Source organism: Enterobacter quasihormaechei, from assembly GCF_004331385.1.
Taxonomy (GTDB): Bacteria; Pseudomonadota; Gammaproteobacteria; order Enterobacterales; family Enterobacteriaceae; genus Enterobacter; species Enterobacter quasihormaechei.
The window spans coordinates 47,789-70,493 of sequence record NZ_SJON01000013.1; the positions used below are offsets into that span (position 1 = coordinate 47,789).

Consider the following 22,705-nt stretch of genomic DNA (forward strand, 5'->3'; position numbering starts at 1 on the left):
CACAGATCCGAAACGTTTTGGTTTGTATCCGAAACGTTTCGGATCAACACTCAAGGCATCCCGACGACAGGAGATGTCTGATGCAAGAGGCCATTTTACGACTCGAAAGCACCACGGTTGACGTGGTGCTAAAAACCCATCCGTTCGCCGAAATTCTCTACTGGGGACCGCACCTTCAGCACTTTTCGCCGCAGGATGTCGCTACGCTGGCGCGGCCGGTGGCAAACGGCAGGCTGGACGTGGACTCCCCGGTGACGCTGATGGCCGAGCTGGGGCACGGGCTGTTTGGCTCGCCCGGTATTGAGGGGCATCGCGAGGGGCTGGACGGTTCCCCCGTCTTTACCACTACAGACATGCAGCAGCAGGGACACACCCTGACGGTAACGGCGGAGGATAAACAGGCGGGCCTGCGCCTGACCAGCGAGCTGGTGCTGGAGGCCAGCGGCGTGCTGGTGGTGCGCCACGGGTTAACCAACCTGAAAGCACAGGCGTGGCAGGTGGACCGATTCGCCGTCACGCTGCCGGTGGCCGAGCGCGCGCAGGAGGTAATGGCCTTTCACGGACGCTGGATCAGGGAATTTCAGCCGCACCGCGTCACGCTTGAACACGACAGCGTTGTCATTGAAAACCGTCGGGGTAAAACGTCCCACGAACATTTCCCGGCGCTGATCGCCGGTACGCCATCGTTCAGCGAAATGCAGGGCGACGTCTGGGGCGTGCATCTGGGCTGGAGCGGCAACCACCGCCTGCGCGCCGAAGCGAAAACCGATGGTCGCCGTTATATACAGGCCGAAGCGCTTTACCTGCCGGGTGAAATGGCGATTGAAGAGGGCGAAACGCTCTGGACGCCGCGCCTGTATGCCAGCTACTCCCCGCACGGGCTGAACGGCATGAGCCAGCAATTCCACCGCTACCTGCGCGACAACATCATCCGCTTCCCGGAAAACAAACCGCGCCCGGTCCACCTCAATACCTGGGAAGGCATCTACTTTAATCACGATCCGGACTACATCATGCGCATGGCCGATGAGGCCGCCGCGCTGGGCGTGGAGCGCTTTATTATTGACGACGGCTGGTTCAAAGGCCGCAACGACGATCGCGCCGCACTGGGCGACTGGTACCTGGATGAAAAAAAATACCCGAACGGCCTGACGCCGGTCATCAGTCACGTTAAACGGCTCGGCATGGAGTTTGGCATCTGGATCGAGCCGGAGATGATTAACCCGGATTCCGATCTGTATCGCGCGCATCCTGACTGGGTGCTGGCGCTGCCGGGCTACGCGCAGGCGACCGGGCGGCACCAGCTGGTGCTCAACCTGAACATCCCGCAGGCCTTTGATTATCTCGTGGAGCGCATGAGCTGGCTGCTTGGCGAACATGCTGTCGACTACGTGAAATGGGACATGAACCGCGAGCTGGTGCAGCCCGGGCATAACGGTAAAGCCGCCGCCGACGCGCAGACCCGCCAGTTTTACCGCCTGCTGGACGTGCTGGGCGAGCGTTTCCCGCACATTGAGTTTGAATCCTGCTCCTCTGGCGGAGGGCGAATCGATTATGAAGTGCTGACCCGCAGCCACCGCTTCTGGGCGTCTGATAACAACGACGCGCTGGAGCGCAACACGATCCAGCGCGGCATGAGCTACTTCTTCCCGCCGGAGGTGATGGGGGCGCATATCGGTCATCATAAATGTCACGCCACCTTCCGCCAGCACAGCATCGCTTTCCGTGGGCTGACGGCGCTGTTTGGGCATATGGGGCTGGAGCTGGATCCGCTCACCGTGGATGCGCAGGAGCGTGAGGGTTATCGCCATTACGCCGCGCTGTATAAGCGGTGGCGCGAGGTGATTCATCACGGTACCCAGTGGCGCGTGGACATGCCGGATGCCACTACGCTGGCGCAGGGTATAGTGAGTGAAGACAAAACGCAGGGGCTGTTTATGGTCAGCCAGCTCGCGATGCCGGATTACACCCTGATGATGCCGCTGCGCATGCCGGGGTTAGACGCCAGCGCGCAGTACCGCATCACGCTGCTGGATCATCCGAACATTCAGATCACGGGCGAGGGTGGGCACACCATGCGCAAGCTGCCGGCGTGGATGGAAGCCCCGCAAACGGCAAGCGGCGAATGGCTGATGCGGGCGGGTATTGCGCTGCCGATTCTGGATCCGGAAACCGCCATTCTGATTGGCGTGGAACGCGTGTAAAGGTGACGGGCCGGGCAGCCGGCCCTCCGTTGAGGATAAAAATAATGAACACAACAACCTGTACCCACAAAGACAACCCTAACTTCTGGATCTTCGGGCTGTTCTTCTTTCTCTACTTCTTCATCATGGCCACCTGCTTTCCGTTCCTGCCGATCTGGCTGTCGGACATCATCGGTCTGAACAAAACCCATACCGGGATTGTCTTCTCCTGCATCTCGCTGTCGGCCATTGCCTTCCAGCCGGTGCTGGGCGTCATTTCGGACAAGCTGGGGCTGAAAAAACACCTGCTGTGGATAATCTCAGTGCTGCTGTTTCTGTTCGCGCCGTTTTTCCTGTACGTCTTCGCGCCACTGTTGAAAACCAATATCTGGCTGGGCGCGCTGAGCGGCGGGCTGTATATCGGCTTTGTTTTTTCAGCCGGATCCGGGGCGATTGAGGCCTACATTGAACGCGTGAGCCGCAACAGCCTCTTTGAGTACGGCAAGGCGCGCATGTTTGGCTGCCTCGGCTGGGGGCTGTGCGCCTCAACGGGCGGCATCCTGTTCGGCATCGACCCGTCGTATGTTTTCTGGATGGGATCGGCGGCGGCGCTTTTGCTGATGCTGCTACTGGTGGTCGCGAAACCGAAGCCCAACCAGACGGCGCAGGTGATGAACGCCCTGGGTGCGAACCAGCCGCAGATCACCGCTAAAACCGTGTTCAACCTGTTCCGCCAGCGCAGAATGTGGATGTTCATCCTGTACGTGATTGGTGTGGCCTGCGTGTATGACGTTTTCGACCAGCAGTTTGCCACCTTCTTTAAAACCTTCTTCGCCACGCCGGAAGCGGGCACCCGGGCGTTCGGTTTTGCCACCACGGCGGGGGAGATTTGTAACGCCATTATCATGTTCTGCTCGCCGTGGATCATTAACCGCATCGGCGCGAAAAACACGCTGCTGATTGCCGGGGTAATTATGGCGACGCGCATCATCGGTTCGTCGTTTGCCACCACCGCCGTGGAGGTGATCGCCCTGAAGATGCTGCACGCGCTGGAGGTCCCGTTCCTGCTGGTGGGGGCATTCAAATACATTACCGGAGTGTTTGATACGCGCCTGTCGGCCACTATCTACCTGATTGGCTTCCAGTTTGCCAAACAGTCGGCAGCGATTTTCCTCTCCGCCTTTGCCGGAAATATGTATGACCGGATCGGCTTTCAGGAGACGTACCTGATGCTGGGCTGTTTCGTGCTGGCGATTACGGTGGTGTCGGCGTTTACGCTGAGCAGCAGGCGGGAGATTGCTGCACGAAGTAACACGGTGGAGGCGAACCAGGCATAGGCGCTGTAAAACGACGAAACCCACCAGAGGTGGGTTTCATAAATCGCTTTGCCTATGGTGTACGCAACCAGAACCTATAAAAAGGGGAAGTAGACAGTACAGGCTTTCAGGACCAAATTCTAACGGTTGAAGGATCCACCGTCAACTGTATCTACAGGTCTATGGTATGCTTCGGCACATCGTTCTGGGAGCACGAAAAAATGCCGCAAGTAACTAATTATAAACCGATTATTTCATTGATCTCATCAATACGTCTGGACGGATATCGCACAACGTTTCGTCCAAATAATGAATGCGAATTATACGGTATATACATCTGGTCTCAGCATGCAGCAGCGTCCATTTATCCTCTCCTCCAAAACCTTGAGATCTCTTTAAGAAACGCCGTCGACAGAGAAGCCAGGATGAGATTTGGCGATATGTGGTGGGAAACGATTCACTGCACAAAAGATCGGGATGAGTGTCATTTCTATAAAAACATCGAGAAGGCTAAAGAGTGCCTTACCCGTGAATGGCGCAAAAAAGAGATGGGACGCAGGCGAGGAGCTTATACTCAGGTGCAACCGGTCCCGGAATGGAGTCACGATCGGATTATTGCCTCAACGGATTTTAGTACCTGGCATTATGTTTTGAACAATGAATTTAACGCTCCCGCGCCGCGAGATAACCATGGGTATTTATGGCCAAAATCATTGAGTAAAGTCTTTAAAAATTACGCCAGAATTAACACGAACCCGCAAAAAGTCAGAAAAGCGCTGATCGATCTCATCTTTGAACTGAGAGAGTATCGAAACCGTATTTTCCATCACGAACCTATCTGGGTTAAAGCGCCAAACGTGAATGACGCAAGAACGGCGATTGATACGATAAGAGTCAAGATAAACAAGATTGAACTTATCATCGAAGCCCTTGATATTAATCTGCTTAAGGTGATGAAAAAGGTAGGGCTGTTTGAGAATGCCAGACGCGTTTGCTCACTAGAAGAGCTCAATATCTATCGTTATACGAAACCGTTTTGTGCGTTATCGCCCGAGCAGATTGCCGTTATTGAACAGTACTGTCACGATGCGAAAGAGAGGAACGAAACCATCATCTGGGAGCATGATACGGTAGTTTATGGATTGAGAACTTTGCGCTAAAAGCAGGTGACGCGTGCGTTGCATCACCCGCTTTGCCGTTACGCTAAGTAAAACACCTCTTTCAGATCCGAACTCACCGGGCTGTTATCCGGGTTCGACGGCATGACGTCAGCCATATGTTTCCACCAGCGCTGGCAGACGTCGGTATTCGCCACCGCGTTCCAGCGCTCCTCCGACTCAATCTCCACCGTCGCAAACAGCAGGTTGCGTTCTCTGTCGAGATAAATGGCGTAGTGGTGCGCGCCGTGGGCTTTCAGCACCGCTTCCAGTTCGGGCCAGATCGGATTGTGGCGTCGGGCGTACTCTTCGTGCGCGTCCGGGTTTACCTGCATCACAAACGCTTTGCGGATCATAATGCCTCCAGATACAGCTCGCGGACCTCGTCGCGGCTGGCGGTGCGCGGGTTGCACGGCGCGCACGGATCGGCGAGGGCTTTATCCAGCCAGCCTTCAATGTCGGCTTTGGTGACGCCGAGCTGGCTGAAGCCGGACGGAATGCCGACGCGGGCGCTCAGGTCACGAATCGCCTGAATCGCTGCCATGCTGGCGGCTTCGTCGCTCATTTCGCGCGTGTCAACGCCCATTGCCTGCGCCACGCGGGCAAAACGCGCGACCGCGTTCGGGCGGTTAAAGTTTTCGATGATCGGCAGCAGGATGGCATTACATACGCCATGAGGCAGGTTGTGAGTTGCCCCCGGCTGGTGCGCCAGAGCATGTACCAGCCCCAGCCCGGCGCTGTTAAACGCCATACCCGCCAGGTACTGACCGAAGGCCATCTGCTCGCGCGCTTCCAGGTTATGACCGTCGTCGACCGCTTTCGGCAGCCAGAGGTTGATCAGGCGAATCGCCTCCAGCGCATTGGCATCGGTCAGCGGATGCGCGCCAACGGACACGTAGGCTTCAATGGCGTGGGTTAATGCGTCCATGCCGGTTGCGGCGGTCACGGAGGCCGGAATATCGAGCATCACACTGGCATCGTCCACGGCGATATCCGGGATGATGTTCGGGTCGATGATGACTTCTTTCACCTGGCGCGCGGAATCGATGATCACCGCGTTGCTGGTCATCTCCGCCGCCGTGCCTGCGGTGGTGTTGATGGCCACCAGCGGCACGCCCGCGTTTTTCACCTTGCCGACGCCGGAATAATCGGTTGACGGACCCGGGTTGGCGGTGAGGATTTTTATCGCTTTGGCGGTATCAATTGGGCTGCCGCCGCCAAAGGCGATGATGTAATCGCATTCCGCGTCCTGGTAAGCGGCAAAGCCTTTCTGCACCAGCGCCTCCGTCGGGTTCGGGAATACCTCATTGAACAGGTGATACGACATCTGATGGGCGTCCAGCGCGGTAAACAGGCTGTCGAGCAGGCCGAGCTTCACCAGCTGGCCGTCGGTGACAACCAGCGCTTTTCCCCACTGCTTGTTCGCCACCAGATTGACCATATCGCCGATTGCACCCGCGCCGTGCAGGCTGATTTTTGGAAGTGCCAACATAAAGCTCATGATAATTCTCCTTAATTACTGTGAATTTTATGCCCGGCGGCGCTGCGCTTGCGCGGGCCTACGGTTAAGCAGGCCGGGTAAACGCAGTTCCACCCGGCTATGAGATCCGTCTTCGCTGCATCACCCGGCGGGTAATAATCGGCAGTGAAATCACCACAATCAGCATCGCGCCGATAATTACCGACATCACAATGCCGGGCACGTTGAGCAGGCTCAGGCCAAAGGTCACCAGCCCCATCAGGAAGGCGGCGATAATCACGCCCACCATGCTGCCGGACCCGCCGAGAATATTGACGCCGCCGAGCACCGCCATCGTCACCACCGCCAGCTCCCAGCCCATCGCAATCGTCGGGCGAGTGCTGCCCAGACGCGAGGTGAGCAGCACTGACGCCAGGCCGGACATTAGCCCCACCAGCGCGAACAGCATCAGATTGTGGCGTTTAATGTTGATGCCGGAAAACCACGCGCCGGTCGGGTTATTGCCGATGGCGTAGGTGCGGCGGCCAAAGTTGGTGCGGTGCAGCACAAAGGCAAACAGAGCGGCCAGCACGATAAACAGCGCGAACTCAAACGACAGCGCGCCCCAGACGTAGCCCTGGCCGAACCAGGCGAAGCTTTCCGGATAGCTGTTCAGCGCCTGGTCCCCGAGCAGGATGTAGGCGATCCCACGGTACAGGCTCATGGTGCCGATGGTGATGACGATGGACGACAGATTAAAGCGCGTCACCAGGATGCCGTTAAGCAGTCCGCACAGCAGCCCGACGCCAAGTCCCACGCAGACCAGCAGCGGCGTATCGACGCCCGCCGCCGCGCAAAAGCCCATCACCGTGGAGCTGAGCGCGATGGTGGAGGCCACCGACAGGTCAATTTCCCGGGCGATGATCAGCATCGCCATCGGCAGCACGATGATCGCCTTTTCGGTGAAGTTGAACGTCGCATCGGAGAGGTTCCAGACGTTGAGGAAGTAAGGCGAGGCGAGCGCGTTCACCACGAATACCGCCAGCGTCACCGCCAGCAGGAAACCTTCCCAGCACAGCAGGCGCCGGAAGATGCCCGTCGCAGAGGTCGGTTCGATTGCTTCAGATGTCATCATTTTGCTCATGATTTCACCGCCAGTTTCTGACGCGCCAGCGCGGCGTCGCGCAGGATCAGCCTGCCTTTGCGCCTGTTGCCGCGCTCGTTCAGCAGCACTGCAACGACAATTACCGTGCCGGAAATGGCCATCTGCCAGAACGGGGAGACGCCGATCACCGGCAGGGCGTTATTAATCACCCCGAGGAACAGGGCGCCAAACAGACAGCCGAGCACGCGCCCGGTGCCGCCCATGGTGCTGATCCCGCCAATCACGCAGGCGGCTACTACCTGCAATTCAAAACCGTTAGCGACGTCGACATACGCAACGGCAAAGCGCGAGATCCACAGGTAGCCGCAGAACCCGGCCAGCAGTCCGGAGAGGCAAAAGCTGATGAACTGCATTTTCCCGGCGTTGATCCCGGTATAGTACGCCGCCGTCGCGTTGCCCCCTGCGGTATAGAGCGCCCGTCCGGTGCGGCTGTAGCGCAGGAAGTAGCCCACCAGCAGCAGCGCGGCGATGGCGCACCAGCTCAGTACCGGCAAGCCCAGCAAAGAGGCACGCGGCAGCCCGAGGAAGTCGGCGCTCATCTGGTTGGCGTTCACCCAGCCGCCGCCGGAGAGCAAAAAGATAATTCCGCGGTAGATGCTCATGGTGCCGAGCGTCACCACAATCGCCGGAATGCCCAGCTTCCACACCAGCAGGCCGTTCATCGCGCCCATCAGCAGCCCAAGCGTGCTTGCCAGGATAAGCAGCGCCCAGACGGGCACGTCCGGGTAGTGGAAGTTAATCAGGGCGACAATCATCCCGGTCAGGGCAAGATTGGCCGCCATCGACAGGTCGATGCCTTTGGTGAGCAGCACCATCATCTGCCCGAGCGCGAGGACGATCAGAATGGCGGTGTCGTTAAACATTTCCACCAGGTTGCCCGGCGCGACAAACGACGGTACGCGGCTGCCGATGGCGACGATCATCAGTACAATCACCGCGCCAAGCAGCGCTTCACGGTGTTTTAAGAGTGAGCTCAGCATTTATGCCGCCTCCTGTTTTGCACCGCTGGCGGCGCTGACGATGGTTTCCGCCGTCGCATCTCCCGCCTGGTATTCGGCGACCATCAGCCCCTCGTGCATTACGATGATGCGGTCCGCCATGCCCATCACTTCCGGTAGTTCGGACGAAACCATAATCACCGCCAGCCCCTGACTGACCAGCTCGGACATAAACTGATGAACGGCTGCCTTTGAGCCGATATCGATGCCTTTTGTCGGCTCATCAAGGATGATCACATCAGGGTGCGTTGCCAGCCATTTGCCGATAACGACCTTTTGCTGGTTGCCGCCGGAGAGGGTCTCTACCGCCTGCTTCCAGCTGAAGGCCTTCACGTGCAGACGTTTGGCATACTCGTCTGCCAGCTTCCATTCGCGGTCGTCGTGCAGTACGCCGCTCGGATTGAGCGTGCTGAGCTGAGGCAGGCTGATGTTCTGGGCAATCGGCAGCGCGATAATCGCCCCCTGTTTCTGCCTTTCTTCCGGCACGCAGACAATACCGGCTTTGATGGCATCCGCAGGCTGGCGAAAGCGACGGGGCTGACCATTGAGGATAATTTCCCCGGACGCTGGCCGCGTAACGCCGGAAAGCGCCTGCATCAGTTCGGTACGCCCGGCACCGACCAGCCCGTAGAAGCCAAGGATTTCGCCTTTATGCAGGGAGAAGGAGATGTTTGCGAACTCGGTCGGGTGGCAGAGGTTTTTCACTTCCAGCACCGTTTCGCCCTTCTCGCAGTCGATTTTCGGGAAGGTTTGCGTAATGGCGCGCCCGACCATCATCGACACCATGCGCTCCTCGGTGATCTCATTTATTGCACCTGCGCCGACGAATGCGCCGTCGCGCAAAATGGTGTAATGATCCGCCAGCTCAAAAATCTCGTCGAACTTGTGGGAGATAAACAGGATGGCTTTTTCCTCCTGCTTTAAGCGCTCCACAATCTGGTAAAACTCGAGGATTTCATGCTGCGACAGCGCCGCCGTGGGTTCATCAAGGATAACCACCTGCGCCTCAAAGGAGAGCGCGCGGGCAATCGCTACCATGTGACGCTGGGCGATGCTCAGGGTTTTCAGCGTCGCGCGCGGGTCGATTTGCACTTCCAGCCGCGTGAGGATGGCCTGCGCCCGGCGGTGCATTTCCGGCCAGTCGAGCTTTTTCAGAAAGCCCTTGTGAAGGTACTGACCGACAAAGATATTTTCGGTGACCGATAGCTCATCGAACAGTACGGTTTCCTGGTGAATGGCGGTGATGCCGATTTTATGCGCCGACTCCGGCGTCGGGAGGTGCACGGGGATCGCTTTGTAGAGGATCTCGCCCTCGTCGGGCTGATAGATGCCGGTCATCACTTTGACCAGCGTCGACTTGCCCGCGCCGTTTTCGCCGATAAGCGCCGTCACTTTGCCGGGCCACAGCGCAAGCTGCACGTTCTCAAGGGCACGCACGCCGGGGAACACCTTCGTGATGCCAGAAAGCTGTAGCAATGGGGTCATGATAGTTCTCCTGGACAGGGGAATGTGTAGGGCGGGTAAGCGGCAGCGCCACCCGCCTTTTGCCGGATGGCGCTACGCTGATCCGGCCTACACATCGCATCAAAAGATTTTCGAGAACTTATCAATATTGCTGGCATCGTAGACGAACGGCTCGGCCATCGCGCCGTTGCCGTCCGCATCCAGCTTCACTTTGCCCAGTCTGCCCATGCTGGCCTCGCCTTTCGTGGCCGTGCCTTTCACCAGATCATCCGCGAGGTAGGTTGCCGCATAACCGAGGTCGATCGGGTTCCAGATGGCAAAGCTCTTGCTCGCGCCGGATTTCACCGCGCCCGCCATCTCAGACGGCAGACCTAAGCCGGTGACGTACACTTTGCCAATCTTGCCCTGGTCTTTTACCGCCTGCGCGGCGGCCACGATGCCCACGGATGAAGGCGAGACGATAACCTTCAGGTCCGGATAGGTTTTCAGCAGACCGACCGCCTCACGGTAGCTTTTGTCAGAGAGATCGTCCCCGTAGGCCACCGTCACCAGGTTGACGGAAGGGTACTTCGGCAGCACTTTTTTCATCTCCGCAATCCAGGTGTTCTGGTTGGTGGAGGTTGGCGTGGCGCTCAGCACGGCGACGTCGCCCTTCTCCACGTTCAGCGCTTTCAGGGCATCGGCGGCGAGCTTGACGTTGGTTTCGCCAATCAGGGCGTTATTGGACGGATTGAGATGGATTTGACGTCCGGCTTTCGCCACGCCGGAATCCCACGACACAACCTTGATGCCGCGCTGCATCGCTTTTTTCAGCACCGGCACGACGGCGTCCGGATCGTTCGCGGAGATCGCGATCGCATCCACGCCCTGAGCGATCAGCCCGTTCAGCACCTCGATCTGCGCTTCCGCCGTGGTGGTGGTCGGGCCGGTATAAATCACTTTTACATCGCCTAACTCTTTGGCCGCCTCCTGCGCGCCGACGTTCGCTGCTTCGAAGAATCCATTTCCTAAGGACTTCGCCACCAGGGCGATTTTCACTTCTGCTAACGCGGAACCGGACAACGCCAGAGCGGCAACGGTGAGGATCAAGCTTGCTTTTATTTTCATTGCTTTTACTCCACTGACTTGAGTTAGTTGTAGGGATTGCAGGTGGTTTTCGCCCCGTCTCGGTAAGCGGGGCGCGATGTTGTTAGTTGTACAGATCTAATGCGGACTGCATTGGGGTGACGCCAAAGCGTTTGCCCAGGGCGATCAGCTCTTCCCGGGTGATGGTCTGCTTCATGCCGCCCATGGAGTAGACCTTCACCAGCACCTCCGCGGATTTCTCGGCGGTGTCGATCAGGCCGAAGGTTTCATCCAGCGTCGGGCCGCTGCCGAAGACGCCGTGGAACGGCCACAGCACCAGGGCGTGCTTTTGCATATCCGTCGCGGTCGCCTGGCCAATTTCGTCGGTACCCGGCACCATCCACGGTAGAATGCCGACGCCGTCCGGGAACACCACCAGACACTCGGTACTGCCTTCCCACAGCTTGCGGGTAAAGAAATCAGAATTATTTTCCAGCACGTAGGTCAGGGCGATCAGGTTAGTGGCGTGGCAGTGCATGATCACGCGGTCTTTGCCGTTGGTCGCCTTGATGCGCTCGCAGTGGGAGAGGAAGTGCGCCGGCAGCTCCGAGGTTGGCACCGCGTCGTCCGTTAGCCCCCACAGAATGTGGTAGCCCGCGCCGTCGCTGTCCACCTTCACCACGCCGAGGTTGGCTTCCGGGTCCAGCTGAACGTTGCGGAAGAACTTGCCGGAACCGGTAACGATAAACGGCGTGTTGGCGAGCAGCGGCATCGGCTGGCTCAGGGCGATATAGCGCGGCTTCTGGTGGAAATCGGCGGCAAAGGGCTCGATATCCGCGTCGTCCAGGCGCAGCGTGAGGTTGCCGCCGTTGCGCTCGTCCCAGCCCTTCAGCCAGGCGTCGGAGGTGGCTTTGATCATGCCCTGGACGAACCAGGAGGTGGTGATGGTCTGCATACAGTGTTTCCTTTGAAAATGCCGGGTGGCGTTACGCTTACCCGGCCTGCTTTTACCTGTAGGCCCGGCATGCAATGCGCTGCCGGGCGATATTTTTTACTGACGAGCGGCGAGAACGTCCTTCTCATACGCCCGCACGTTGTCCAGCCACTGGCTGCCCGCCGGGGCGTCGTGACGCTGGCAGTACATCTCCCACACCGCCTGCCACGGCAGGGATTTCTGCTCTTCCAGCAGCGCCAGGCGCGCGGTGTAATCGCCGCTCTCTTCCAGCTGTTTCAGCGCGGCGGTTGGCTCCAGCAGGGCGCGCAGCAGGGCTTTTTTCATGTTGCGGGTGCCGATAACCCATGCCGCGATGCGGTTGATGGAGGCGTCGAAGAAGTCGAGCCCGATGTGCACGCGGTCAAACAGATCGTGGCGGATGATTTCGCTGGCAATCGCCTGGGTTTCGTCGTCCAGCAGGACCACGTGGTCGCTGTCCCAGCGCACCGGACGGCTGACGTGCAGCAGCAGGCGCGGCACGTAGAGCATGGCGGCGGAGATTTTGTCGGAGATCACCTCGGTCGGATGGAAGTGGCCAGCATCCAGGCACAGCGCGGTCTGGCGGCTGGTGGCGTAGCCCATGTAGAACTCGTTTGAGCCCACGGTGTAGCTCTCTGCGCCAATGCCGAACAGCTTGCTCTCCACCGCGTCGATATGGTGCGACGGGTCCAGCTTTTCGCTGATGGCTTCATCCAGCGCGGCCAGCAGGCGCTGGCGCGGCGCCAGACGGTCAACGGTGATGTCCTTCATGCCGTCCGGGATCCAGATATTCATCACTGACGGCGTGCCGAGCTGCTCGCCGAAATACGCGGAGACGCGGCGGCTGGCCTTCACGTGGTCGATCCAGAACTGCCGGATTTCGTCGTTGGCGTGTGCAAGGGTAAACCCGTCCGCGCTCAGCGGGTGCGAGAAGCAGGACGGGTTAAAATCCAGTCCCAGCCGGTTGGCCTTTGCCCACTCCACCCAGTTCTTAAAGTGTTCCGGTTTGATTTCGTTACGCGCGACCGGCGCGTCGGATTCGAGATAAATCGCGTGCAGGTTCAGGCGTTTTGGCCCGGGGATCAGGCTCAGCGCCAGTTCCAGATCCGCACGCAGTTCGGTGGCGTTGCGCGCTTTGCCCGGGTAGTTACCCGTTGCCTGAATGCCACCCGTCAGGGAACCGCCCGGGTTCTCGAAGCCGGCAACGTCATCACCCTGCCAGCAGTGCATGGAGACGGGCAGACGGTCGAGCTGGCGCAGCGCCTCTTCGACATCCACGCCGACGGCGGCGAAACGCTGTTTAGCCAGGTCCCAGGCTTGTTCAAGTTGAGTGGTCATGCGCAAAGCTCCTTAGTCAGTCGTTTTTGCTGAAACTGCGCCCGGTAGCGGGCAATGTCATGGCAGGGATTGGGGGTGAAGGTGGTCAGGCTGTTATTCGCCGTCACCACCGAACGGAAATCGTCAACGTTTGATAGTTCGTCCAGCGTCATTAGCTGAATGCCGATGTTGCCGAGCGTGGAAGCCTCTACGGGGCCTGCCACCACGGTAATGCCGCAGGCATCGGCGCAGAGCTGGTTCAGCAGCTGGTTCTGGCAGCCGCCGCCCACGATGTGCAGCTGGGTGAACGGTTTACCGCGAAGGTCAGCCAGCTCGCTCAGGATGTCGGCATAGAGCAGGGCGAGGCTGTCAAAAATACAGCGCGCCAGCTCGGCGGGGCGGGAAGGTACCGGCTGCCCCGCGTCAAAACAGGCGGCCTGGATCTCAGCGCTCATGTGCACCGGGTTAATAAAGCGGTCGTCGTTCGGGTTAATCAGGAAGGTGCAGGCCTTCAGCTTTTCGGTTTCCGCGATAAGCGCGGGCAGGTCGGTGACGTTCTGCTCTTTCAGCACCCGCTGGAGCAGCCACAGGCCCATGATGTTCTTCAGCACGCGGTAGCGTCCTTCGGCACCGCCTTCGTTGGTGATATTGGCGGCCAGCGCGGCGTCGCTGGTGTAGGGCGTTTTGCTCTCAAAACCCATCAGCGACCAGGTGCCGGAGGAGAGATAGGCCGCGTCTTTGCTGGCGAGCGGCGAGGCAATGACCGCGCTTGCGGTGTCGTGACTGGCGACGGCGACAACGGGAATTTCATTCCCCTGCGGGCAAATCCACTGGCCGATCACGTTGCCCGGATGGGTTGGCGTGCCGAACCAGGACGGCGAGGCGCCCGTCCATGCCAGCAGGTGTTCATCCCAGTTATCGGTGTTGATATTGACCAGCTGCGTGGTGGTGGCGTTGGTGTATTCCCAGTTCATGTTGCCGGTCAGACGATAGCTTAAGTAGTCCGGGATCAGCAGCGCATGCGCCACCTTTTCAACCAGCTCTGGCTGTTGCTCAACCAGCGCCCGCAGCTGATACAGCGTGTTAAATGGCAGGAACTGGATGCCGCTGCGACCATAGATGTTCTCCTTGCCAAGCTGCGCGATGGCGTGCGTCATCAGCCCATCGGTGCGGCTGTCGCGGTAGGAGACGGGCAGGCCGACGCGTTCGCCGTGACGGTCCAGCAGCACGTAATCCACGCCCCAGGTATCAATGCCGATACTGTCGATGCGGATACCGTCTTCGCAGACGTTATGAAGTCCGGTGCGGATCTCCGCTTCCAGCGCATCGATATCCCAGGTCACAAAACCGTCCTGTTTTTGCAGACAATTGGCGAAACGGTGCATTTCGCGAAGCGTAAGGGTGTGCTGGTCACAGTCCCAGGTGGCGAGCATTACACGGCCGCTGGATGCGCCTAAATCGACAGCCACACAATGGCGAAAAGTCATGGTCGGGTCCTTTCTTAAGTCATTAGCGATGAGTGTAAGAAAGGGAAGAAATAGCCACCTTCTCGCCACTGACAGCCCAAATCTCGCGCTGGCAAGAAAGCAAAGGTGAACGTGAGGGAGTTCACAGTTTCCAGTAATGACGGGGTTTGCAGGCAGTGTGACGCTGACCGCATTTCCCGATCTTTCCGCCTGTTTCTTGAAAAACCGGCAGCTTTTGCGCGGTTTACTGTCAAAAATTTAAGGTGAGCGTGGAAGGCCTTAATTACTATTTTGAGAACTTTTCTCATTGGTGGGGGCCGTTATGACCGTACTGCACAGCGTCGATTTTTTTCCTTCGGGAGCTTCTCCGGTCGCGATTGAGCCACGGCTTCCTCAGGCTGCATTTCCTGAGCATCATCATGATTTTCATGAGATTGTGATTGTTGAGCACGGAACGGGCATCCACGTGTTTAACGGTCAGCCGTATACCATCAGCGGCGGTACGGTGTGCTTCGTGCGCGACCACGACAGGCACCTGTATGAACATACCGACAACCTGTGCCTGACCAACGTGCTCTATCGTTCTCCGGACGCGTTCCAGTTTCTCTCCGGGCTGAATCAGCTGTTGCCGCAAGAGAAGGATGGCCACTATCCGTCGCACTGGCGGGTGAATCAGTCCACGTTGCAGCAGGTGCGTCAGCTGGTGAGCCAGATGGAGCAGAGCGAGGACGGAGAGGAGACGCACGCGATTGCCACCCGCGAGCTGCTGTTTATGCAGCTGCTGGTGCTGCTGCGCCGCAGCAGCCTGGTGGAAGGGATGGAAAATAACGACGCGCGGCTGAACCAGCTCATGGCCTGGCTGGAAGATCATTTCGCTGAAGATGTTTGCTGGGAAACGCTGGCGGACGACTTTTCGCTCTCGCTGCGCACGCTGCATCGTCAGCTCAAGCAGCATACCGGGCTCACGCCGCAGCGTTACCTTAACCGTCTGCGCCTGATCAAAGCGCGCCATCTTTTACGCCATACCGATGAAAGCGTCACGGATATCGCTTATCGCTGCGGTTTCGGCGACAGTAACCACTTTTCAACGCTGTTTCGCCGGGAATTTAGCTGGTCGCCGCGCGATATTCGTCAGGGGAAGGACGCGTTGCTTCAGTAACGCGAGGGCAGTCACCGTTTTTTTGCCGCAAAAAGGCTAATAATGTCCGGTTATTCGCCGTAGAGGTTGTGGTGTGGCTGCTCAGTTAATTCTTCGCAAAGATGATTTTTTTGCCTCCGCGAGTCAGGCCGTCGCGGTGGCGGACCGCTACCCGCAAAATGTCTTTGCCGAGCATACCCACGAGTTCTGCGAGCTGGTGATGGTGTGGCGCGGCAATGGCTTACACGTCCTCAACGACCGGCCCTACCGCATCACGCGCGGGGATCTGTTTTACATACGCGCCGAAGACAAACACGCCTACGCCTCGGTTAACGATCTGGTGTTGCAGAACGTCATCTACTGCCCTGACAGGCTTAAACTGAATGTCGACTGGGCGGGCAACATTCCGGGCTTTCTGAATGCCGGAGGCGAACCGCACTGGCGCTTAAGCAGCAGCGGCATGGCTCAGGTGCGCCAGACAATTTCCCAGCTGGAGCAGGAGAGCCAGAAGGGCGACCCGGTGGCAAACCAGATGTCGGAGCTGCTTTTCGCCCAGCTGGTGATGACCCTGAAGCGCCATCGTTACGCCACGGATAATCCCTCCGCCACCACGCAGGAAGCGCTGCTGGATAAGCTGATCGCACTGCTTGCGGGCAGTCTGAACAAGAGTTTCGTGCTGGAAAAATTCTGCGAGCAGGAGCAGTGCAGCGAGCGCGCGCTGCGCCAGCAGTTCCGCACCCAGACGGGAATGACGATAAACCATTACCTGCGCCAGCTGCGCATCTGCCACGCCCAGTATCTGTTACAGCATACGGAGCTGATGGTCAGCGAAGTGGCGATGCGCTGCGGATTTGAGGACAGTAATTACTTTTCGGTGGTGTTTAACCGCGAGGTGGGGATGACGCCGGTTCAGTGGCGTCATCGCAGTCGAAAGGCGGCGTAGAAAGCCCTCGCACTATACTTAAAGGATGGATTCCCTAAACTTTCTTGCTATAGTTGCTAACGCTCTAATTTGTTTATAGTTTTGTGCTTCAGAATGGGCCCATGGATGAAAAACAGCGATAAGACTATAAGCATTTTCATCAATAAGATTTTGGGTGTAGACCAGACAGCTATCGCTGGTCCGATACCACTGAAGCGTCGTGTGATCGAGGGAAACAGAACGTTTACCGCTTGGGTAAGTTGGCTGAGGGAACTTATTTGCTCCAATTTCAAGATGCAAATGCCAGAGCTGAGCATCTTTTATATCCTCAGGTCTATCATAAAGAGTGTCACGACCAAAGTAATGCGGTAACTGACCTGTAGCTTTATAGTGCATGAAATCATCAACCAGACTTTGCTCAAGCTGCGGAAATCTGGCGAAAACAGGCGCAAAGAATTTTTCGTAGGTTTGAGGGTTGTAAGTTACAGAGATTTGCAATTTACGCCTCAGTGAAAAATAATAGACGTTCCATGATCGGCAAGTTTAGCCAATCCGGTAAGATCCGTTTTACTTTTAAATTGTTCCGTTGGCTTTGTCATTTGCTGGATCAGATGACCGAGATTACTGGCGGCGGAACGCGCTTTTGCAACGATGATTAGCAATGGCTTAAAGTCATCTCTTTGCACCCTAGCCACTTCTTGTAAAGCGTCTTTCAATGTTGCTTCTAGGCTACGAAGTTGAATCTCACAAAGATCAACTTTGGCCGGATTCAATAAGCCAATAACGGCGTACATAGCATGTTCATCTGAGGATGATAAATTCCAGTACGCTTCTTCAAGCAGTTTACGAAGACCATCAATAATTGAGATTGCTTCATCAACGTCGCTGTCCTGCGGCTTAACAAAGTTTGCGGGCGCAGTCATATTGCTGGACAAAGAGTTTGGGCATGAGATGGCACTGGTCTGTTGCATGAGCAAACCGATAGCGGCAGCTATTTTTACAGAATCAATAATGTTCATCTCGGTAGTCCCATTTTTTACTACTTCTTTCATGGCGTCATTGTAGTTCAAATCATTCAAGATGAATACAGAGAAACGCTGGCGGAATCAACGGCTGCGATCTCCGGGTAAAGTGAGCTGCGATATCTTTACCCGGAAAAAAGTCTTATCAGTTCGCCATGCCGAGGCCGACAATGTTGGCGGCGATAATAATCACCACGCAGCCCAGGCTCAGCACGCCAACCGGACGGCGCCCGGCGTTGTTCCACTCCTTCAGCACCAGCCCGACCAGCCCGCCGCACAGCACGTAGAAGCTCATGTGCAGCATCCAGCTCATATAGTCATACTGCGCCGGAATGCTGGCGTGGCCCCAGGCGTAGAAGAAGAATTGCAGATACCACATCAGGCCGCCGAGCGCGGAGAGCAGAACGTTGGTAATGATCAGGGGTTTTGCCAGCGAGAAGTCGGCTTTTACCGACAGGTTCTTCACTTTTGCCAGCCGAATGAAGCAGAAGCCGAGGTTTACCAGCGCGCCGCCGCCCATGATCACCACGTAGCTTGGCAGGGCAACATACAGCGGGTCGACGCCCAGCGCCGCAGCGGCCTCGTGCATCGGTTTGGCGGCGTTCATGGCAAACGACATGCCCGCCGAGAAGACGCCGCACATCACCGCCAGCAGCAGCCCTTTCTTCAGGTTGAACTCTTCGGCCCTGATGCCCATCTTGCGTTCTTTTAGCTGGCCTGCGCGGGTGACGATCCCCACGCCGATCACCGCCACCAGCACGCCCAGCAGAGTCATCCGGCCGCCCTGGGTGTTGATCAGCACGTCGAAATGGCCGTTAAGGATGGGCGTCATCAGGGTGCCCACTATCAGCGTAATGCCAATGGCGATGCCGATGCCCATCGACATGCCGAGGTAGCGCATGGTAAGGCCGTAGTTGATATTACCGATGCCCCACATTGCGCCGAACAGAAACACCGGCAGTAACGTAGAGGCGTTGAAGGAGGAGAAGTAGCCCCAGAAATCGGGCAGCAGCACGGCGCTGATGGTCCACGGCAAAATCAGCCAGGAGACCGCGCCGCCAACGGACCACATGGTTTCCCATGACCAGCCTTTCACCTTTTTAAACGGGGCATAGAAACAGGCAGCACTGGCCGCGCCTATCAAATGCCAGAAAATACCCATCGTAATCGCATGATTCATTTTTTTATCCTCATCGTTTTTATTGTCGGTGGCTTCCCGCCGACTTGATGAGTGTAAAAATTAGGCGGTTTGGGAACCTTCAGAAGGTTGCCGCACTTTTGTGGAGGGTGGCAATCAGCACGTTAAGCGCGTGAGCAGACTCACAATTTTGTGATTCATCGAAATCGTAATAACCCTATAAAAACTACGGCATTGATAATCATTTTCAATATCATTTAATTAACTATAATGAACCAACTGCTTACGCGGCATTAACAGCTGTGCCGCCCGACAATAATGGAGAGGATTATGAGTTATACACTGCCATCCCTGCCGTATGCCTACGACGCACTGGAACCGCATTTCGACAAGCAGACGATGGAAATCCATCACACTAAACACCACCAGACCTACGTGAACAACGCGAATGCTGCGCTGGAAAGCCTGCCAGAGTTCGCTAATCTGCCTGTTGAAGAGCTGATCACCAAGCTGGACCAGCTGCCAGCAGACAAGAAAACCGTACTGCGTAACAACGCGGGCGGTCACGCTAACCACAGCCTGTTCTGGAAAGGCCTGAAAACCGGCACCACCCTTCAGGGCGACCTGAAAGCGGCAATCGAGCGCGACTTCGGCTCCGTTGACAACTTCAAAGCGGAATTCGAAAAAGCCGCTGCAACCCGCTTCGGCTCTGGCTGGGCGTGGCTGGTTCTGAAAGGTGACAAACTGGCGGTCGTTTCCACTGCAAACCAGGACTCCCCGCTGATGGGTGAAGCCATCTCTGGCGCATCCGGCTTCCCAATTCTGGGCCTGGACGTGTGGGAACACGCTTACTACCTGAAGTTCCAGAACCGTCGCCCTGACTACATCAAAGCGTTCTGGGATGTCGTGAACTGGGACGAAGCCGCAGCGCGTTTCGCCGCTAAAAAATAAGGTTGCATTGACGCCTGTGAGAAGCGAGTCTGATGACTCGCTTTTTTTGTATCTGCGTAATGGAGGCAGCGATGCATTACCCGGTGAACGTGTTTACAGGCAAGGTAAGGGAGTACGACGGCAGCCGCCCGAGCGCCATCGCCAAAGTGCAGGTCGACGGTGAGCTGTCGCTGACCGAGCTCGGGCTGGTGGGCGACCAGCAGGCCGAAAAGAAAATCCACGGCGGGCCCGATCGCGCGCTGTGCCACTATCCGCGCGAGCACTATCAGCACTGGAAAACCGAATTTCCTGAACAGGCAGACCTCTTCGTCGCGCCAGCGTTTGGCGAAAATCTCTCAACGGAAGGGCTGACGGAAAAGAACGTCTTTATTGGCGATATTTACCGCTGGGGCGATGCCCTGATTCAGGTCACCCAGCCGCGCTCGCCGTGCTTTAAGCTCAACTACCATTTCGGTATTCAGGATATGTCGGCCCAGCTGCAAAACGCGGGCAAAACCGGCTGGCTGTATCGCGTTGTGCAGGCGGGACAGGTTTCTGCGGATGCGCCGCTTGAGCTCGCGTCGCGCCTGAGTGAGGTGTCGGTGTACGAGGCCTGCGCGATTGCCTGGCATATGCCTTTCGACGATGAACAGTATCATCGCCTGCTGTCGGCGGGGGGGTTGTCTACCAGCTGGACAAGAACGATGCAGAAGCGGCGTATAAGCGGGAAGATCGAGAGTAGTTCGCGGAGATTGTGGGGGAAATAGGCTCCGTAAAAAGTAGGCCGGGTAAGCGAAGCCGCCACCCGGCACATACCGTTACGAACGCTTATACAGCGGTAGCCACAGCGTTAACCGCAGCCCGCCCAGCGGGCTGTCATCGGCTTTCACCCAGCCACGGTGCTGCTGCATGGCGGTTTCAACAATCGCCAGACCCAGCCCCGTACCGCCGGACTCGCGGTCGCGCGCCTCGTCGGTGCGGTAGAACGGACGGAAAATCTGCTCGCGATCTTCCGGGCTGACGCCTGGACCATCGTCATCGACAATGACGGTAATCCCGTCTTTATCCACCGAAAACGCCACTTCAATCTTCGTGTGCGAATAGCGCAGGGCGTTACGCACGATATTCTCCAGCGCGCTTTCCAGCGTGTTGGGGTTACCGTAGAGCGGCCACGGGCCCGGCGGGAAGTTGACGGTGAACGATTTCCCCATCTGCTCCGCTTCGAACGCTGCGTTGTCCAGCACCTCGTGCCACAGGTGATTGGCTTTCACCGTTTCGCTCACCAGCGCATTTTTCTGCTGGTTACGCGACATCACCAGCAGATCGTTGATCATGCTGTCCAGACGATGCGCTTCCGTCTCAATACGCTCCAGCTCTTTGCTCTCACCGCTGCGGCGGCGCAGCAGGGCGGTGCCCAGCTGTAAGCGCGTGAGCGGCGTACGCAGTTCGTGTGAGATGTCTGACAGCAGGCGTTGCTGGGCAGTCATCATCCGATCAAGCGCGCTGACCATCTGGTTAAAACTGGTGCCGGCGGCCAGAAACTCCTGCGGCCCGGATTCCAGCTCCGGATGCTGCCTGAGGTTGCCTTGTGCCACTTCGTCCGCCGCGTTTTTCAGCTTACGCGCCGGTTTCGCCAGGCTCCACGCCAGCCATAACAGCAGCGGGGAACTGACCAGCATCGTGACGATCAGCAGCAGAAGCGGACGGTCAAACAGCAGGTTGATGAAGTCGGACTGGGAACTGCTCGCAGGGCGAATCAGGTAGAGCTGATAGTTATCTTCCCCATCCCGTACCGAGAAAGGGCCGACCATCTCTACCCGACCATATTTCTTTTTCTGTGGGTGATCGGCGTTATCCGCCTGGCCAATAAAGTTGCGGATGATCTGCATCTCATTGCGATCGGCCCCAATCACGCGACCTTCGCTGGTAACCAGCAAAAGACGTTGTCCCGGGGGCGCCCACTTGTCGATAGCGCGAAACAACCTGCGCCACCACATTAAATCGTTCGGCGGATCGTTTGCCAGCTCCGCTTCCACGTGCTGCTCGATCATCACGCCCTGACGTTGCTCGCTGTCGAGAAGCTCCGTCATCTGGCGTGAGTCGAGTTTTGGCAACATCAAAACGAGCATTAAAACCAGTGCCAGCGTCAGCCAGAAGATGGCGAAGATGCGGGCGGTTAAGCTGCCTATCATGAAGCGGAAACCATCAGATAACCGCGACCACGCAGGGTTTTAAACCATGGGTGACCGTCTTTACGCTCCGGCAGCTTACGGCGCAGGTTCGAAATATGCATATCGATGGCGCGGTCAAACGGGGTAAGACGTTTGCCCAGCACTTCCTGGCTCAAGTGTTCACGTGACACCACCTGGCCGAGATGCTGCGCCAGCAGATACAGCAGGGTGAACTCGGTGCCGGTTAGCTCCAGCGTTTCACCGTCGAAGCTCGCTTCCTGGCGGCCTGGGTTCAGGCTCAGGGAGTCCACTTCCAGCGTAGGTGAACTGTTGTCGGTATTCTGCTGCTGCTCGCTCCAGTGAGAACGGCGCAGGATCGCACGAATACGGGCCACCAGTTCACGGTCGTTGAACGGCTTAGGTAAGTAGTCATCCGCACCCAGCTCAAGGCCGAGAACGCGGTCAAGCTCGCTGCCGCGTGCGGTCAGCATAATAACGGGGGTCTGGTGTGTCTGTCGAAGCTCTTTCAACGTATCAATGCCGTTTTTCTTCGGCATCATGACGTCGAGCAAAAGTAAATCGATGCTGTCGTCAAGGAGACTCAGCGCCTGTTCCCCATCATGGGCAACCAGGACGTTGAAACCTTCCATGTCGAGCAACTCCTTTAAAAGAGATGTGAGCTCTCGGTCATCATCAACTAACAGGATTTTATTCATTGTTTAAATACCTCCGAGGCAGAAATTACGACATCAAGGCTATCTAATCCATGACTTTACGTTGTTTTACACCCCCTGACGCATGTTTGCAGCCTGAATCGTAGA

The 22,705-nt window shown here is 57.3% G+C and carries 21 protein-coding genes; 7 read left to right on the plus strand and 14 right to left on the minus strand.

What is annotated here, in order from left to right; genetic code table 11:
• Positions 1-80 precede the first annotated feature (80 nt).
• The 3 genes from E0L16_RS16145 (at position 81) to E0L16_RS16155 (ending at position 4,659) form a co-directional block, all read left to right on the plus strand.
• On the plus strand, positions 81-2,204 hold the full coding sequence (locus tag E0L16_RS16145; RefSeq protein WP_131637384.1) for an alpha-galactosidase: 2,124 nt from the start codon (positions 81-83) through the stop codon (positions 2,202-2,204).
• Positions 2,205-2,248: 44 nt separating this feature from the next.
• On the plus strand, positions 2,249-3,520 hold the full coding sequence (locus E0L16_RS16150) for an MFS transporter (protein ID WP_131637386.1): 1,272 nt from the start codon (positions 2,249-2,251) through the stop codon (positions 3,518-3,520).
• A gap of 200 nt (positions 3,521-3,720) precedes the next feature.
• On the plus strand, positions 3,721-4,659 hold the full coding sequence (locus tag E0L16_RS16155) for an Abi family protein (protein ID WP_165498417.1): 939 nt from the start codon (positions 3,721-3,723) through the stop codon (positions 4,657-4,659).
• A gap of 38 nt (positions 4,660-4,697) precedes the next feature.
• On the opposite strand, the gene rhaM is transcribed toward E0L16_RS16155, so the two are convergent.
• The 9 genes from rhaM to rhaB form a co-directional block, all read right to left on the minus strand.
• A complete protein-coding gene (gene rhaM, locus E0L16_RS16160) occupies positions 4,698-5,012 on the minus strand; it encodes an L-rhamnose mutarotase (RefSeq protein WP_063449695.1) in 315 nt (104 codons plus the stop codon).
• Positions 5,009-6,157, minus strand: a complete 1,149-nt coding sequence (fucO, locus tag E0L16_RS16165) for a lactaldehyde reductase (RefSeq protein WP_131637390.1) — start codon at positions 6,155-6,157, stop codon at positions 5,009-5,011. Before fucO ends, rhaM begins: the two co-directional genes overlap by 4 nt.
• A gap of 97 nt (positions 6,158-6,254) precedes the next feature.
• Positions 6,255-7,259 carry an ABC transporter permease gene (locus E0L16_RS16170; RefSeq protein WP_131637392.1) on the minus strand — a complete coding sequence of 335 codons (1,005 nt, stop codon included), beginning with the start codon at positions 7,257-7,259 and terminating at the stop codon, positions 6,255-6,257.
• Positions 7,256-8,260 (minus strand): ABC transporter permease, encoded by a 1,005-nt coding sequence (locus E0L16_RS16175; RefSeq protein WP_131637394.1) that lies wholly within the window; start codon positions 8,258-8,260, stop codon positions 7,256-7,258. Before E0L16_RS16175 ends, E0L16_RS16170 begins: the two co-directional genes overlap by 4 nt.
• Positions 8,261-9,763: a sugar ABC transporter ATP-binding protein gene (locus E0L16_RS16180; RefSeq protein WP_131637396.1), complete on the minus strand. Its 1,503-nt coding sequence runs from the start codon at positions 9,761-9,763 to the stop codon at positions 8,261-8,263. It lies immediately after the preceding gene.
• Positions 9,764-9,862: 99 nt separating this feature from the next.
• Positions 9,863-10,849: a rhamnose ABC transporter substrate-binding protein gene (gene rhaS / locus E0L16_RS16185; RefSeq protein ID WP_063865444.1), complete on the minus strand. Its 987-nt coding sequence runs from the start codon at positions 10,847-10,849 to the stop codon at positions 9,863-9,865.
• 82 nt (positions 10,850-10,931) lie between these two features.
• Entirely contained in the window at positions 10,932-11,762 is an 831-nt protein-coding gene (gene rhaD, locus E0L16_RS16190; protein WP_063865445.1) for a rhamnulose-1-phosphate aldolase, read from the minus strand.
• A gap of 96 nt (positions 11,763-11,858) precedes the next feature.
• Entirely contained in the window at positions 11,859-13,118 is a 1,260-nt protein-coding gene (rhaA, locus tag E0L16_RS16195) for an L-rhamnose isomerase (protein ID WP_102750828.1), read from the minus strand.
• Positions 13,115-14,584 (minus strand): rhamnulokinase, encoded by a 1,470-nt coding sequence (rhaB, locus tag E0L16_RS16200; protein ID WP_131637398.1) that lies wholly within the window; start codon positions 14,582-14,584, stop codon positions 13,115-13,117. Before rhaB ends, rhaA begins: the two co-directional genes overlap by 4 nt.
• A 301-nt stretch (positions 14,585-14,885) precedes the next feature.
• Between rhaB and rhaS (E0L16_RS16210) the strand changes: the two genes are divergently transcribed.
• Both rhaS (E0L16_RS16210) and rhaR read left to right on the plus strand, forming a co-directional pair.
• Positions 14,886-15,722 (plus strand): HTH-type transcriptional activator RhaS, encoded by an 837-nt coding sequence (gene rhaS, locus E0L16_RS16210; protein WP_063865448.1) that lies wholly within the window; start codon positions 14,886-14,888, stop codon positions 15,720-15,722.
• A 73-nt stretch (positions 15,723-15,795) separates the two neighbouring features.
• Positions 15,796-16,644: an HTH-type transcriptional activator RhaR gene (rhaR, locus tag E0L16_RS16215; RefSeq protein ID WP_063865449.1), complete on the plus strand. Its 849-nt coding sequence runs from the start codon at positions 15,796-15,798 to the stop codon at positions 16,642-16,644.
• Positions 16,645-16,662: 18 nt separating this feature from the next.
• On the opposite strand, the gene E0L16_RS16220 is transcribed toward rhaR, so the two are convergent.
• From E0L16_RS16220 to rhaT, 3 genes are all read right to left on the minus strand, one after another.
• Positions 16,663-17,121: a type II toxin-antitoxin system YafO family toxin gene (locus tag E0L16_RS16220; RefSeq protein ID WP_131637400.1), complete on the minus strand. Its 459-nt coding sequence runs from the start codon at positions 17,119-17,121 to the stop codon at positions 16,663-16,665.
• Positions 17,122-17,129: 8 nt separating this feature from the next.
• Positions 17,130-17,675, minus strand: coding sequence for a hypothetical protein (locus tag E0L16_RS16225; protein ID WP_131637402.1), 546 nt, complete (start codon positions 17,673-17,675; stop codon positions 17,130-17,132).
• Between the two features lie 115 nt (positions 17,676-17,790).
• Positions 17,791-18,825: an L-rhamnose/proton symporter RhaT gene (gene rhaT, locus E0L16_RS16230; protein WP_131637404.1), complete on the minus strand. Its 1,035-nt coding sequence runs from the start codon at positions 18,823-18,825 to the stop codon at positions 17,791-17,793.
• Between the two features lie 288 nt (positions 18,826-19,113).
• Between rhaT and sodA the strand changes: the two genes are divergently transcribed.
• Positions 19,114-19,734: a superoxide dismutase [Mn] gene (gene sodA, locus E0L16_RS16235; RefSeq protein WP_003861999.1), complete on the plus strand. Its 621-nt coding sequence runs from the start codon at positions 19,114-19,116 to the stop codon at positions 19,732-19,734.
• 71 nt (positions 19,735-19,805) lie between these two features.
• Positions 19,806-20,480 (plus strand): 6-hydroxyaminopurine reductase, encoded by a 675-nt coding sequence (gene yiiM / locus E0L16_RS16240; protein WP_131637425.1) that lies wholly within the window; start codon positions 19,806-19,808, stop codon positions 20,478-20,480.
• A gap of 51 nt (positions 20,481-20,531) precedes the next feature.
• Here yiiM and cpxA read toward each other — a convergent pair whose 3' ends face one another.
• Together cpxA and cpxR are read right to left on the minus strand one after the other, a co-directional pair.
• Positions 20,532-21,905, minus strand: a complete 1,374-nt coding sequence (cpxA, locus tag E0L16_RS16245) for an envelope stress sensor histidine kinase CpxA (RefSeq protein WP_015569937.1) — start codon at positions 21,903-21,905, stop codon at positions 20,532-20,534.
• Positions 21,902-22,600, minus strand: a complete 699-nt coding sequence (gene cpxR / locus E0L16_RS16250; protein WP_003862004.1) for an envelope stress response regulator transcription factor CpxR — start codon at positions 22,598-22,600, stop codon at positions 21,902-21,904. Before cpxR ends, cpxA begins: the two co-directional genes overlap by 4 nt.
• Positions 22,601-22,705: the final 105 nt, after the last annotated feature.

Coding starts and splice junctions, on each gene's coding strand:
- E0L16_RS16145 (WP_131637384.1), top strand. CDS start 81: ATGCAAGAGGCCATTTTACGACTCGAAAGCACCACGGTTGACGTGGTG.
- E0L16_RS16150 (WP_131637386.1), top strand. CDS start 2,249: ATGAACACAACAACCTGTACCCACAAAGACAACCCTAACTTCTGGATC.
- E0L16_RS16155 (WP_165498417.1), top strand. CDS start 3,721: ATGCCGCAAGTAACTAATTATAAACCGATTATTTCATTGATCTCATCA.
- rhaM (WP_063449695.1), bottom strand. CDS start 5,012: ATGATCCGCAAAGCGTTTGTGATGCAGGTAAACCCGGACGCGCACGAA.
- fucO (WP_131637390.1), bottom strand. CDS start 6,157: ATGAGCTTTATGTTGGCACTTCCAAAAATCAGCCTGCACGGCGCGGGT.
- E0L16_RS16170 (WP_131637392.1), bottom strand. CDS start 7,259: ATGAGCAAAATGATGACATCTGAAGCAATCGAACCGACCTCTGCGACG.
- E0L16_RS16175 (WP_131637394.1), bottom strand. CDS start 8,260: ATGCTGAGCTCACTCTTAAAACACCGTGAAGCGCTGCTTGGCGCGGTG.
- E0L16_RS16180 (WP_131637396.1), bottom strand. CDS start 9,763: ATGACCCCATTGCTACAGCTTTCTGGCATCACGAAGGTGTTCCCCGGC.
- rhaS (WP_063865444.1), bottom strand. CDS start 10,849: ATGAAAATAAAAGCAAGCTTGATCCTCACCGTTGCCGCTCTGGCGTTG.
- rhaD (WP_063865445.1), bottom strand. CDS start 11,762: ATGCAGACCATCACCACCTCCTGGTTCGTCCAGGGCATGATCAAAGCC.
- rhaA (WP_102750828.1), bottom strand. CDS start 13,118: ATGACCACTCAACTTGAACAAGCCTGGGACCTGGCTAAACAGCGTTTC.
- rhaB (WP_131637398.1), bottom strand. CDS start 14,584: ATGACTTTTCGCCATTGTGTGGCTGTCGATTTAGGCGCATCCAGCGGC.
- rhaS (WP_063865448.1), top strand. CDS start 14,886: ATGACCGTACTGCACAGCGTCGATTTTTTTCCTTCGGGAGCTTCTCCG.
- E0L16_RS16225 (WP_131637402.1), bottom strand. CDS start 17,675: ATGAAAGAAGTAGTAAAAAATGGGACTACCGAGATGAACATTATTGAT.
- rhaT (WP_131637404.1), bottom strand. CDS start 18,825: ATGAATCATGCGATTACGATGGGTATTTTCTGGCATTTGATAGGCGCG.
- sodA (WP_003861999.1), top strand. CDS start 19,114: ATGAGTTATACACTGCCATCCCTGCCGTATGCCTACGACGCACTGGAA.
- yiiM (WP_131637425.1), top strand. CDS start 19,806: ATGCATTACCCGGTGAACGTGTTTACAGGCAAGGTAAGGGAGTACGAC.
- cpxA (WP_015569937.1), bottom strand. CDS start 21,905: ATGATAGGCAGCTTAACCGCCCGCATCTTCGCCATCTTCTGGCTGACG.
- cpxR (WP_003862004.1), bottom strand. CDS start 22,600: ATGAATAAAATCCTGTTAGTTGATGATGACCGAGAGCTCACATCTCTT.